General features: G+C 47.6%; 11 protein-coding genes, 3 tRNA genes and 1 rRNA gene (1 of these 15 running past the window's edge). All 15 read left to right on the forward strand.

Annotated elements, in window-relative coordinates; all coding sequences use genetic code 11:
- Window positions 1-2,556, forward strand: a 23S ribosomal RNA gene (locus M1L66_RS02170) (it extends 335 nt beyond the left edge of the window).
- A 114-nt stretch (window positions 2,557-2,670) separates the two neighbouring features.
- A tRNA-Asn gene (locus M1L66_RS02175) sits at window positions 2,671-2,743 on the forward strand.
- Window positions 2,744-2,790: 47 nt separating this feature from the next.
- Window positions 2,791-2,862, forward strand: a tRNA-Glu gene (locus M1L66_RS02180).
- Between the two features lie 45 nt (window positions 2,863-2,907).
- Window positions 2,908-2,978 (forward strand) — tRNA-Cys (locus tag M1L66_RS02185).
- A 255-nt stretch (window positions 2,979-3,233) separates the two neighbouring features.
- Window positions 3,234-5,126 (forward strand): sensor domain-containing diguanylate cyclase, encoded by a 1,893-nt coding sequence (locus tag M1L66_RS02190; RefSeq protein ID WP_187023590.1) that lies wholly within the window; start codon window positions 3,234-3,236, stop codon window positions 5,124-5,126.
- A 108-nt stretch (window positions 5,127-5,234) separates the two neighbouring features.
- Window positions 5,235-5,642 carry a hypothetical protein gene (locus M1L66_RS02195; protein WP_349768973.1) on the forward strand — a complete coding sequence of 136 codons (408 nt, stop codon included), beginning with the start codon at window positions 5,235-5,237 and terminating at the stop codon, window positions 5,640-5,642.
- A gap of 47 nt (window positions 5,643-5,689) precedes the next feature.
- Window positions 5,690-6,616, forward strand: a complete 927-nt coding sequence (locus tag M1L66_RS02200) for a DUF2156 domain-containing protein (protein WP_110323158.1) — start codon at window positions 5,690-5,692, stop codon at window positions 6,614-6,616.
- A complete protein-coding gene (locus M1L66_RS02205) occupies window positions 6,613-7,665 on the forward strand; it encodes a GNAT family N-acetyltransferase (protein ID WP_434690536.1) in 1,053 nt (350 codons plus the stop codon). The genes M1L66_RS02200 and M1L66_RS02205 overlap by 4 nt, the downstream gene beginning before the upstream one ends.
- Before the next feature lie 89 nt (window positions 7,666-7,754).
- Window positions 7,755-8,393 carry an orotate phosphoribosyltransferase gene (locus M1L66_RS02210; protein ID WP_187023592.1) on the forward strand — a complete coding sequence of 213 codons (639 nt, stop codon included), beginning with the start codon at window positions 7,755-7,757 and terminating at the stop codon, window positions 8,391-8,393.
- A gap of 198 nt (window positions 8,394-8,591) precedes the next feature.
- Entirely contained in the window at window positions 8,592-9,323 is a 732-nt protein-coding gene (locus M1L66_RS02215; RefSeq protein WP_187023710.1) for an NAD-dependent protein deacylase, read from the forward strand.
- Window positions 9,324-9,373: 50 nt separating this feature from the next.
- Window positions 9,374-10,363, forward strand: coding sequence for an aldo/keto reductase (locus tag M1L66_RS02220; RefSeq protein WP_187023593.1), 990 nt, complete (start codon window positions 9,374-9,376; stop codon window positions 10,361-10,363).
- A 24-nt stretch (window positions 10,364-10,387) separates the two neighbouring features.
- Window positions 10,388-10,585: a DUF951 domain-containing protein gene (locus tag M1L66_RS02225; RefSeq protein WP_187023594.1), complete on the forward strand. Its 198-nt coding sequence runs from the start codon at window positions 10,388-10,390 to the stop codon at window positions 10,583-10,585.
- A gap of 153 nt (window positions 10,586-10,738) precedes the next feature.
- Window positions 10,739-11,026 (forward strand): 30S ribosomal protein S6, encoded by a 288-nt coding sequence (gene rpsF, locus M1L66_RS02230; protein WP_002602081.1) that lies wholly within the window; start codon window positions 10,739-10,741, stop codon window positions 11,024-11,026.
- 22 nt (window positions 11,027-11,048) lie between these two features.
- Complete coding sequence (locus M1L66_RS02235) at window positions 11,049-11,501, forward strand: single-stranded DNA-binding protein (RefSeq protein ID WP_025532065.1); 453 nt, start codon at window positions 11,049-11,051, stop codon at window positions 11,499-11,501.
- Window positions 11,502-11,546: 45 nt separating this feature from the next.
- The gene (gene rpsR, locus M1L66_RS02240) at window positions 11,547-11,813 is read left to right on the forward strand and encodes a 30S ribosomal protein S18 (RefSeq protein WP_002602079.1); all 267 of its coding nucleotides are present in this window, start codon (window positions 11,547-11,549) and stop codon (window positions 11,811-11,813) included.
- Window positions 11,814-12,104 lie beyond the last annotated feature (291 nt).

Here is a 12,104-nt window from a genome sequence, read left to right on the forward strand (position 1 = left end):
CCTGGAAAGACCGGCCACAGAGGGTGAAAGCCCCGTATGTGAAACCAGAAGAGAGCGAGCAGATTCCAAAGTACCACGAGACACGAGAAACCTTGTGGGAATTCGGGGGGACCACCCCCCAAGGCTAAATACTCCTTAGTGACCGATAGCGCATAGTACTGTGAAGGAAAGGTGAAAAGGACCCCGGGAGGGGAGTGAAAAAGAACCTGAAACCCTGTGTTTACAAGCTGTGGAACCACATTTTAGGTGGAACCGCGTACTTTTTGTAGAACGGTCCGGCGAGTTGCCGGGACTGGCAAGGTTAAGCACTGAAGGTGTGGAGCCGAAGGGAAACCAAGTCTTAATAGGGCGAATAAGTCAGTTCAGGCAGACCCGAAACCGGGTGATCTACCCATGTCCAGGTTGAAGTTTCCGTAAAAGGAAATGGAGGACCGAACGCACATCCGTTGAAAAGGGTGGCGATGAGGTGTGGGTAGGGGAGAAATTCCAATCGAACCCGGAGATAGCTGGTTCTCCTCGAAATAGCTTTAGGGCTAGCCTCGTATTAGTTTAGCGGAGGTAGAGCACTGAATTCTTAAGGGGGCGTCAAAGCTTACCAAGAGATATCAAACTCCGAATGCCGCATAAATGATGTACGGGAGTCAGACTGCACGAGATAAGTTGGGTAGTCAAAAGGGAAAGAGCCCAGACCTACAGCTAAGGTCCCAAAGTGTGTGTTAAGTGGAAAAGGATGTGGGATTTCAAAGACAACTAGGATGTTGGCTCAGAAGCAGCCACACATTCAAAGAGTGCGTAATAGCTCACTAGTCGAGAGGTCCTGCGCCGAAAATGTCCGGGGCTGAAACACAACACCGAAGCTTAGGAATTGACGTAAGTCAATTGGTAGAGGAGCATTCTTAACTGCGGAGAAGCGTTACCGTAAGGAGGCGTGGAGTGTTAAGAAGAGAGAATGCCGGAATGAGTAGCGAGATGGAGGTGGGAATCCTCCAGGCCGAATATCTAAGGTTTCCAGAGTAAAGCTGATCTGCTCTGGGTAAGTCGGGGCCTAAGGCGAGGTCGAAAGACGTAGTCGATGGACAACAGGTTGAAATTCCTGTACCGCGTATTATCAGAACTGTGGGGACACAGAACCGAAGCCAAACCCGGGAATGAAAAGACCGGGGCAAGCGCCGGACTGGTTAGACTGGAAAATCCGTTTAACAACAGGAAAGCGTTAAGCGTACCGAACAAAAGTAGGGAAGTTGGTATAGGGGCTGTCAAGAAAAGCCGCTATTGTGTAATACGTGCCCGTACCGTAAACCGACACAGGTGGATGAGGAGAGAATCCTAAGGCCGGCGGGAGAAGCATTGTTAAGGAACTCGGCAAAATGACCCCGTAACTTCGGGATAAGGGGTGCCCACGAGAGTGGGCCGCAGAGAATAGGCTCAAGCAACTGTTTAGCAAAAACACAGGTCTATGCAAAACCGAAAGGTGAGGTATATGGGCTGACGCCTGCCCGGTGCTGGAAGGTTAAGAGGAGAGGTTAGGAGCAATCCGAAGCTTTGAATTTAAGCCCCAGTAAACGGCGGCCGTAACTATAACGGTCCTAAGGTAGCGAAATTCCTTGTCGGGTAAGTTCCGACCCGCACGAAAGGCGTAATGATTTGAGCGCTGTCTCGACAATGCACCCGGTGAAATTGAAGTACCAGTGAAGATGCTGGTTACCTGCGCCAGGACGGAAAGACCCCATGGAGCTTTACTCCAGCTTGATACTGGGATTCGGTGTCGCATGTACAGGATAGGTGGGAGGCAGTGAAGGCAGGACGCCAGTCTTACCGGAGCCATTGTTGGGATACCACCCTTGCGATATTGGGTTTCTAACCTGCGGCCATGACCTGGCCGGGGGACAATGTCAGGTGGGGAGTTTGACTGGGGCGGTCGCCTCCGAAAGAGTATCGGAGGCGCTCAAAGGTTCCCTCAGAATGGACGGAAACCATTCGAAGAGTGCAAAGGCATAAGGGAGCTTGACTGCGAGACTGACGGGTCGAGCAGGTACGAAAGTAGGACTTAGTGATCCGGTGGTATAAAGTGGGATTGCCATCGCTCAACGGATAAAAGCTACCCTGGGGATAACAGGCTTATCACTCCCAAGAGTTCACATCGACGGAGTGGTTTGGCACCTCGATGTCGGCTCATCGCATCCTGGGGCTGAAGTAGGTCCCAAGGGTTGGGCTGTTCGCCCATTAAAGCGGTACGCGAGCTGGGTTCAGAACGTCGTGAGACAGTTCGGTCCCTATCCGGCGTGGGCGTAGGATATTTGAGAGGAGCTGTCCTTAGTACGAGAGGACCGGGATGGACTGACCTCTGGTGTACCGGTTGGGTATCAAACCCATGGCCGGGTAGCCAAGTCGGGAAGGGATAAACGCTGAAGGCATCTAAGCGTGAAGCCCCCCTCAAGATGAGATATCCCATCGCAAGAGTAAGACCCCTTGAAGACGACGAGGTAGATAGGGCAGAGGTGGAAGCATGGCAACATGTGGAGCTGACTGTCACTAATAGGTCGAGGGCTTAACCAAGTTGGTTTAGGTTGTCAGAAATGGCAGAGGAAGTAAGAACGGATGAAAGATATGTACAATGTGTGGTTTTGAGGGTATATGCCTTGAAATAGAGGATACCTCATGGTATAATAATCCTCGATAGCTCAGTCGGTAGAGCACGCGGCTGTTAACCGCGCTGTCGTAGGTTCAAGTCCTACTCGGGGAGTTCGTGATACTCAAACGGTAAATGAGGAGAACGAAATGCAAAGCTTAGGCCCCATGGTCAAGCGGTTAAGACATCGCCCTTTCACGGCGGTAACACGAGTTCGAATCTCGTTGGGGTCACTTAAGTTGAAATTCATCAGAACTTCAACTTTTTACAATATCTACGGCGACATAGCCAAGTGGTAAGGCGTGGGTCTGCAACACCCTGATCACCAGTTCAAATCTGGTTGTCGCCTCTCAAAGAATCCTGGAATTTACTTTCCAGGATTTTTTTGTGTCTGCAGATGACGAATCTGAATTGAATTAAGTAAGAACAGAACCATTTCTGTAAGAGGCAGGAGTGGTAACTATTTAGACGGCGCATTATGTGATATACTAAAAATCAGATTTAAAGTGTCAAAAGTAAGTATTAAAAATAAGACAAGTATTAAAAATAAGACAAATATCAAAAATAAAACAACACAGGATTAAAAAAGTAAAGGAGGCTCATTTTGGAAAAGAATCGGGAGCTTTTAAAGACAAATTTGCTGGTCAGTGTGATCCTGGTATGTGGTTTTCTGGTGACGGCTTTTTTTAGTTATCAGGCAAATTATGAGGCTTCGCTTAATAACATCGAACAGGTGGCTTCTCTGACGACGGAGGGCATTTATTATCAGCTTACAGCCCTGTTTACAAGGCCTGTTAATATTTCCCTTACCATGGCCCATGACAGCCTTCTGGCGGCCCATTTGGAGGGCGAGGAAGCTCATTTAGAGGACGAACAGTATGCATGGACGATCAAGAACTATTTGGAGACTTATCGGGAGAAGTATGACTTTGATTCAGTCTTTCTGGTATCGGCCCTGACGAACCGCTATTATAATTTCAATGGGATTGACAGAATACTCACGGAAGGAGATCCGGAGAACGTATGGTATTTTGATATGCTGAAAGATGATCTTGAGTACTCCATGAACGTGGATAATGATGAGGTAAACGGAGCGGACAATGCAATAACGGTGTTTGTAAACTGTAAGATCTATGGGCCTGATCGTGATTTCCTGGGTGTGGTGGGAGTCGGTATGCGGGTGAGTTATTTAAAAGAGTTTTTGAAGAGCTATGAAGAAAAATATCATTTGAATGCATGTCTGATCGATGAGAACGGTGTGATTGAGATCTCTTCTGAACATACGGGATACAGCAGGATCGACTGGTTTCAGACGTTTGAGCAGGAGAGTATCCGCAGTCAGGTGCTGGGCTGGAAGGAGGATTCTGCCAATCTGGAACTATGGTCGGATACTGCGGTGGGCGGCCAGGGAAGGAGCTATGTGGTTTCAAGGTATATTCCGGAACTGTCATGGCATCTGGTAGTGGAACAGAATAACGGCGCTATCGTGAGTGAAATAAAGGATCGGCTGTACCAGACAGGGGTTATTATTATAGCGATTATTATTACTGTCCTGGTAGTAATAACAACGGTGCTCCGCAATTTCAACAGGCAGATTACTCAGCTGATGGAAGAACGGCAGGATGCGTTTAAGAGGGCTACAGAGCAGCTGTATGATAATATCTACGAACTGAATATAACGAGAAACAGATATGCGAATAAATTGACAGAACAGTATTTCGGCAGTCTGGGTGCGGGGGATCTGCCTTATGACCAGGGACTAAAAGTGATTGCGGAAAAACAGATTAAGGAGGAGTACCGGGAGGGATACGTCTCCACATTTACTCCGGAAAATGTTATCCGGCAGTATGAAATGGGGAATAATCATTTAAGATATGATTTTAAGATTACTCAGGATGGGAGCCGGTATTTTTGGATGCGGATCGATGCTTATATCTTCTTTTCTCAGGAAGATGAATGTATCCATATGTTTACGTACCGGAAAAATATTAATGCAGAGAAGGAAAAGGAAATTAGGGCCTCTTTTGATGAGATGACTGGTTTCTTAACTAAGATGGAAACGGAAAGGGAAATTACCGCCCTGTTGTCCAAACCGGCGGCTGAGGTCTATGCCTTCTTTCTGTTTGATGTTGATAATTTTAAGCAGGCCAATGATTCGTGCGGGCACGCATTTGGAGATTACTGTATCAGAGAGTTTACTTCTATCATCAGAACGCATTTCCGGGTAAATGATGTGCTGGGGAGAGTGGGCGGAGATGAATTTGCAGCGTTTATTCCGGCGCCTGACTCTGAATGGGTTGAGGATAAGGCGAAGGAGTTGTCGAATGCACTGAGGGTTACATGCACAGAAGGCGGGAAGAGCTGGGAGATGTCCGCAAGTATTGGAGTTTCTATTGCCCCTATTGATGGAAATGATTTTGATACGCTGTATCAGAAAGCGGATGCGGCGCTTTATCAGACGAAACAGAGGGGGAAAAATGGGTATACAATAGCATGATGTCCAGGAAAATCTAAAAAGATTGTGAAACATCAATTGACGAGATTGACTTTTTGCAGGGACTTCATTATAGTTAAGTCATTATGAGGAAAAGAGGCGTTTAAATATATGATGAATAAATGGAGGGAAAAGTTTGCAGGATTTATGGTGGGCCGCTATGGGGCGGATCGCCTTGGACAGTTTTTAATCGGTGTTTCACTTTTCTTTCTGCTGCTTGGAATTTTTATAAGGAAACCATGGGTGGATATTCTGGCGTTTGCGTGCCTGATTCTCTGCTATTTCCGGATGTTTTCGAGGAATATCGGGAAAAGGTATAAGGAAGAGCAGGTGTTTGAAGGACTTCGCTATTCTGTAACGGAAAAGTTTCGCAAATTTAAGTTTAGAATCCGGGAAAAGAAGGAATACCATATCTATAAATGTCCCAGCTGTGGACAGAAGATTCGCATTCCCAGAGGAAAAGGGAGAATCAGCATTCACTGTCCGAAGTGCAATACGGATTTTGTTAAGAAGAGTTAAATCAGATTATAAGACAAAAGACAATATTAATGCAGAAGGGAATTATTATGAACCTACAGTTTAAGCCGGTAGAGGCAAAGGATATCGAGAGAGTGACGCCGTTTTTCGCATTGCGGCCCAATAAGACGTGTGACAGTGTGTTTCTGGACAGTTTTATCTGGAGGGATTTTTACCATATCCAATGCGCGATCAGCGATGAGAAAGCAGTACAGTTTTTGATGGAAAAGGATGGCATTACTTTCAGCGCCATGCCGATGTGCAAGGAAGAGGAGCTGTCCCATTACTTTTATGAGATGGTGGAATATTTTAATACCGTGTTAAAAAAGCCATTTCGGATTTATCTGGCGGATGAGGACGGTGTGAACTATTTAAAACTGGATCCTGAGAAGTTTGAGGTGAAGGAGCAGGAAGATTTAAAGGATTATTTGTATGATGCTGCAGCCATGCGGTCATTGGCCGGCAAGAAGCTGCATAAGAAAAAGAATCATCTGAATGCATTTTTGAGAGAGTATGAAGGGCGGTATGAGTACCGGACTTTATGCTGTTCTGACCGGGACGATGTGTGGGAGTTCCTGGACAGATGGTGGGAAAACAAGGTGGAGGCCGCGGAGTTCGGTACCCAGCTGGATTATGAGGTAAACGGAATTCACGATATCTTGAAGAACTGTTCCCAGTTATGCGTCCGGATGGCCGGCGTCTATATCGATGGTAAGCTGGAAGCATTTACGATAGGAAGCTATAATGAATTTGAAAAAATGGCGGTAATTCACATTGAGAAGGCCAATCCGGAGATCAATGGACTTTACCAGTTTATTAACAGAGAGTTTCTGGTCAGGGCATTTCCGGAGGAAATGATGCTTGTCAACCGGGAGGACGACGTGGGAATGGAAGGCCTGCGCAGAGCGAAGATGTCCTATAATCCCATTGACTTTGCCAGAAAATACAGCATAGAACAGAAGGACTTTAAAGGATGATACATTATTTAAGACAGGAAGAGAAAAGCAGGAGCCGGAAGCTGTGGGAAGAGATCTTTGTGGAAGATTCCCAGTCGTTCGTGGATTTTTACTATGCGGAGAAGGCTCGCCGGAACAAGATTCTCGTGGCGGAGGAGGACAATGAGATCGTGGCCATGCTCCACCGGAATCCGTTTGATGTGGTGGTTAAGGACCGTATTTGGAGGATCGACTATATCGCCGGGGTGGCTACCGCGGCGGCATGGCGTCACCAGGGGTATATGAGCCGCCTGCTGTCCAGGATATTTGCCGATATGTATATGGAAAAGATGGGATTTTGCTTTCTGCATCCGGTGGATCCGGCTATTTATCTGCCGTTTGAGTTTACCTATATCTTTGATCAGCCGCAGCTTACTTTGAGTGAAAAGGGCATGATGCGTCTGAGCGGACGGGCCCTCATAGAACAGCGGACGGAGGAATGCGAGGAGGCGGCCAGATTTGCGGGCAAATGCCTCGAAAAGCATTATGAGGTCTATACGATGCGTGATGAGGAGTATTACCGGACTCTATGCCGGGAGGTGAGAAGCGCCGACGGGGATCTGGTACTCTTAAGAACGAGGGACGAAAGGGAGCGGCTGGCCGGTATTTCCGCCTATTATGGAGGCGGAGAGATGGAACAGAGGGAGCTTCTGGTGCATCCGGACTATGTGAAGGAGATCGCCCCGCCAAAGCCTCTTATGATGGGACGAATCATCAATCTGGAGCAGTTTGTCTCCGTGATCCGGTTAAAAGAGGACTCAGAAGTCAGTGAGATGGAACTTATGATCGAGGTTTCGGACGGGCAGATACGCCAGAACGACGGCATTTTCCGCTGGAAGCTGGATAAGAATGGTTCCAGGGTGACTCGGATGACGGAAGGGACTCTTGTGAAGCCGCATCTGTCGCTGGGAATTGCGGAGATGACAGCCTGGCTCTTTGGATACAAAATGCCGCAGATGCCGGAAAACCGCCGGAGTATGGCGGAAAGAATCAGGCCGTTAAACGGTGTTTATTTCGATGAGGTGGTATAGTACCGCTTTGTGCAAAACTAATAGATTTTCCTTGTAACCAGTCCTGTTTCTGTAGTATAATAAAGAAAACAGCAGCAGGGGAGGTTTCTATGGAAAACAGATATATTAAGCTTCAGGCTCCAGGATGTAACGTACCGCTCAAGGTTGTGCCGGGACATTTCGCAACCAACCATTCCCATATCAACTACTACATTGATATGACAACGCTGAAGACACGTGTTAGTGAGGCACAAGAGGTCGCCCGTGATTTAGTGGGGCTTTACCTGTATAATACGTTTGTGGATACCATCGTATGCCTGGATGGCATGGATGTGGTAGGCGCCTATCTGGCGGAGGAACTGACAAAGGCAGGCGTTATGTCAAGGAATGCGCATCAGACAATTTACGTTGTGACTCCGGAGTATAACAGTAACAGCCAGATGATTTTCCGTGACAATATTCAGCCCATGATAACCGGTAAGAATGTGATTCTTCTGATGGCTTCCGTGACAACGGGAAAGACGATCAACAAGGGAGTCGAGTGTATTCAGTATTACGGAGGAAAGCTCCAGGGAATATCGGCGATCTTCAGTGCGATCGGGGAACTGGATGGGATGCCTGTGAACTCTGTATTCCGGGAGCGTGATATCCCTGATTATCAGACGTATGATTTCCGGGAATGCCCATACTGCAAGAAGGGAATCAGGCTGGATGCCCTTGTAAACGGTTACGGATATTCGAAGCTTTAAAAGAAGCTTAACGGCAGTGGCGGGCGTGGATTGAAATGAGGTATTTTCAAACATACTCTGAAGCGATCCGGGGTGCCGCAGGCGGATTTGGAAGAATCCAGTCTGCGGCACCCCGTCTGAGTTCCAGTACCGGACCGGCATTGCATGGCAGAGTGCAGTGGCGGCCTGATTGAAAGGACAGGAGGGAGAACGGGAGAGATGGAAGCACAGGAACAGCTGAAGCAGTGGATTTCGGAGAGCAGCCGAATCGTATTTTTTGGCGGAGCCGGTATTTCGACGGAGAGCGGGATTCCGGATTTCAGGGGTGTGGACGGGCTGTATCACCAGCAGTATCAGTTTCCGCCGGAGACGATTATCAGCCACAGCTTTTACAGGCAGAATCCCCAGGAATTTTACCGGTTTTATAAAAACAGAATGCTGTTTCCGAAAGCAGAACCGAACCGGGCACACCTGGCTTTGGCAAAGCTGGAGGCGGAAGGAAAGTTAAAGGCTGTTATCACTCAGAATATTGACGGTCTTCATCAGGCGGCGGGCAGTAAGGAAGTCCTCGAGCTTCACGGATCGGTACACAGGAATTACTGTACCCGGTGCGGGAAGTTTTACAGCCTGGAAGACATTTTAAATATGGATGAACCGGATGGAATTCCGCGGTGCAGCTGCGGTGGGACAATTAAACCGGACGTGGTGCTCTATGAGGAGAGTCTGGATCAGGAGGTGCTTAGCCGGTCGGTGGCATATATCACCAGGGCGGACATGCTGATCGTTGGAGGCACATCGCTTACGGTTTATCCAGCCGCGGGACTGATCGATTATTATAGAGGAAACCGGATGGTTCTGATTAATAAGACGGTTACCCCCATGGACAGCCGTGCTGATCTGGTGATCAGCGGGCAGCTGGGTGAGGTGCTGGGAGACGCGGCGGGCATGTGAGCGCGCTGTACAGGCAGAGAAAAAATGACAGAATAAAGGAGCGTAAAACTATGTATCAGGCAGCAGAAGACAGATATGAGAAGATGGACTATAAGCGCTGTGGAAGAAGCGGTGTAAAACTTCCAAGGGTATCACTCGGGTTATGGCAGAATTTCGGTCTGGAAAAGCCCATTGAGGATCAGGAAGCTATTCTCTGTAGGGCGTTTGATTTGGGTGTGACACATTTTGATTTGGCGAATAACTACGGATTTCCGGCGCCTGGAAAGGCGGAAGAGAATTTTGGGGAGATTTTGAGACACGGCCTTGGAACCTACCGGGATGAGATGATCATTTCCACGAAGGCCGGATACGATATGTGGCCGGGACCGTACGGAAACTGGGGATCCAGGAAGTATTTAATGGCCAGTCTCGATCAGAGCTTAAAGCGGATGGGGCTGGAGTATGTGGATATTTTCTATCACCACAGACCGGATCCGGAGACACCGCTGGAGGAGACGATGGGAACGCTGGCGGATATCGTAAGACAGGGCAAGGCGCTTTACGTGGGCCTGTCCAACTATTCGAAGCAGGAGGCGGAGAAAGCGGTCCTTCTGTTGAAGGATATGGGCGTACACTGTCTCATCGAGCAGCCGCGTTACAACATGTTCGAGAGAACTCCGGAAGACGGATTGTTTAAAGCTATGTGGGAGCACGGCGTGGGCTGTATCTGCTACAGTCCTCTGGCGCAGGGCGCATTGACCGATAAGTATTTAAATGGTATCCCGCAGGGGTCAAGAGCTTCCAGAGTGGGGACTACGATTAATGACCGCTATTTATCCGAGGAGAAGCTGGATCAGATCCGCAGGCTGAATGAGATCGCGGTGAACAGGAATCAATCGCTGGCTCAGATGGCGCTGGCATGGGTGCTTCGGGAGAAGGCTGTGACTTCCGTACTGATCGGGGCCAGCAGTGTGAGACAGCTGGAAAACAGCGTTCAGTGTCTCGATCATCTGGAGTTTTCGGCAGATGAGTTAAAGGCGATTGACGAGATCTTAAAATAAGGACACTGATAACGGGAGAGCGAGATGAATTTTGAAGTCGGAGACATTGTAAAACTGAAGAAACAGCATCCCTGCGGCAGCTGTGAATGGGAAATTTTGCGGGTCGGCGCGGACTTTCGTTTGAAATGTATGGGCTGCGGCCACATGATTATGGTTCCCAGAAAGCTGGTGGAGAAGAACGTCAGAGGGCTGAAAGGAGCGGATGGGGCGGAAAAGCGGTAAGAAGTCCCGGAAATGTCGTAAAATCGTAGGAAAACAGGAAAAAGTACTTGCTTTTTCCGCCAATTTCTGCTAAAATATTAATCCGTGACACATTAAATTCCTTGCTCCTGAAACTGAAAGCAGGGGCCAGAGACCACAAGGAGGTAAACAAGCATGAACAAGTATGAGTTAGCCGTTGTTCTTAACGTAAAGCTCGAAGATGAGGAGAGAGCAGCAGCCATCGAGAAGATTACAAATTATATCACTCGTTTTGGCGGTACTGTAACCAACATCGACGAATGGGGTAAGAAGAGATTAGCTTACGAAATTCAGAAGATGAAAGAGGGATTCTACTACTTCATCCAGTTTGATGGCGATTCCACAACACCGAATGAGTTAGAATCACGCATTCGTATTATGGAACCAGTTATCAGATATTTATGCGTAAGACAAGAGGCATAATAGATAAAGAAAGTGTGATCGTATGAACAGAGTAATCCTGATGGGTAGATTGACCCGTGATCCAGAAGTAAGATATTCCCAGGGCGAGCGCGCCATGGCCATCGCAAGATATACTCTTGCTGTTGACAGAAGAGGCCGCAGAAACCAGGACGGCAACGAGCAGACCGCAGATTTCATCAACTGTGTCGCATTTGACAGAGCAGGTGAGTTTGCCGAGAAGTATTTCCGCCAGGGCATGAGAGTGTTGATTTCCGGAAGGATCCAGACTGGCAGTTACACGAATAAGGACGGTATCAAAGTTTACACGACCGATATCATTGTAGACGATCAGGAATTCGCCGACAGCAAGGGCGCGGCTTCCGGTGATGGCGGCGGCTATCAGCCAACATCCAGACCGGCACCGTCTTCCGCAATCGGTGATGGATTTATGAATATCCCGGATGGAGTCGAAGACGAAGGACTTCCATTCAACTAAACTTGCAGGGATAGAAACAACAAAATCTAACAGGAGGTAGTACCAATGGCATATAATAAGAATGATAAAGCTGATGGCGCCAAGTTCAGAAGAGGCGGCATGCGCAGAAGAAAAAAAGTATGTGTATTCTGTGGTGAGAAGAACGGCACCATCGATTATAAAGATGTAAATAAATTAAAAAGATATGTCTCTGAAAGAGGAAAAATTCTTCCGAGACGTATTACAGGTAACTGTGCAAAGCATCAGAGAGCACTTACCGTTGCAATCAAGAGAGCAAGACACATCGCTCTTATGCCTTATACAATGGAATAAACCCTTATATAATGAGGGTGTGCAGATAAGAGGAAGCAGTTTACTCAGATTGCATAGAATAAAGAATGAAATCCCTTCGCATGTGAATGTGAGGGGATTTTTAATATGGAATTGCCATTATGGCAGTAGCGGCATATATCCCCACTGACATAATGGCAAATCTATGATCTGCAAAACGGCCGAGAAGTGGGAGAGAAAGAATTTAATATAAAAGAGTAAAAGTAGTATTGACATATACATCGTATAATGATATATTGTAATCAGACATAATGGTAAATATAAGGAGATGTA

Source organism: Hungatella sp. SB206 (assembly GCF_051132295.1).
Classification (GTDB): domain Bacteria; phylum Bacillota; class Clostridia; order Lachnospirales; family Lachnospiraceae; genus Hungatella; species Hungatella effluvii.

What these genes read in the sequence shown, in the direction of transcription:
- M1L66_RS02220 (WP_187023593.1), top strand. Translation starts at nt 9,374, where the DNA reads ATGTATCAGGCAGCAGAAGACAGATATGAGAAGATGGACTATAAGCGC.
- M1L66_RS02205 (WP_434690536.1), top strand. Translation starts at nt 6,613, where the DNA reads ATGATACATTATTTAAGACAGGAAGAGAAAAGCAGGAGCCGGAAGCTG.
- M1L66_RS02200 (WP_110323158.1), top strand. Translation starts at nt 5,690, where the DNA reads ATGAACCTACAGTTTAAGCCGGTAGAGGCAAAGGATATCGAGAGAGTG.
- M1L66_RS02195 (WP_349768973.1), top strand. Translation starts at nt 5,235, where the DNA reads ATGATGAATAAATGGAGGGAAAAGTTTGCAGGATTTATGGTGGGCCGC.
- rpsR (WP_002602079.1), top strand. Translation starts at nt 11,547, where the DNA reads ATGGCATATAATAAGAATGATAAAGCTGATGGCGCCAAGTTCAGAAGA.
- M1L66_RS02210 (WP_187023592.1), top strand. Translation starts at nt 7,755, where the DNA reads ATGGAAAACAGATATATTAAGCTTCAGGCTCCAGGATGTAACGTACCG.
- M1L66_RS02215 (WP_187023710.1), top strand. Translation starts at nt 8,592, where the DNA reads ATGGAAGCACAGGAACAGCTGAAGCAGTGGATTTCGGAGAGCAGCCGA.
- M1L66_RS02235 (WP_025532065.1), top strand. Translation starts at nt 11,049, where the DNA reads ATGAACAGAGTAATCCTGATGGGTAGATTGACCCGTGATCCAGAAGTA.
- M1L66_RS02225 (WP_187023594.1), top strand. Translation starts at nt 10,388, where the DNA reads ATGAATTTTGAAGTCGGAGACATTGTAAAACTGAAGAAACAGCATCCC.
- rpsF (WP_002602081.1), top strand. Translation starts at nt 10,739, where the DNA reads ATGAACAAGTATGAGTTAGCCGTTGTTCTTAACGTAAAGCTCGAAGAT.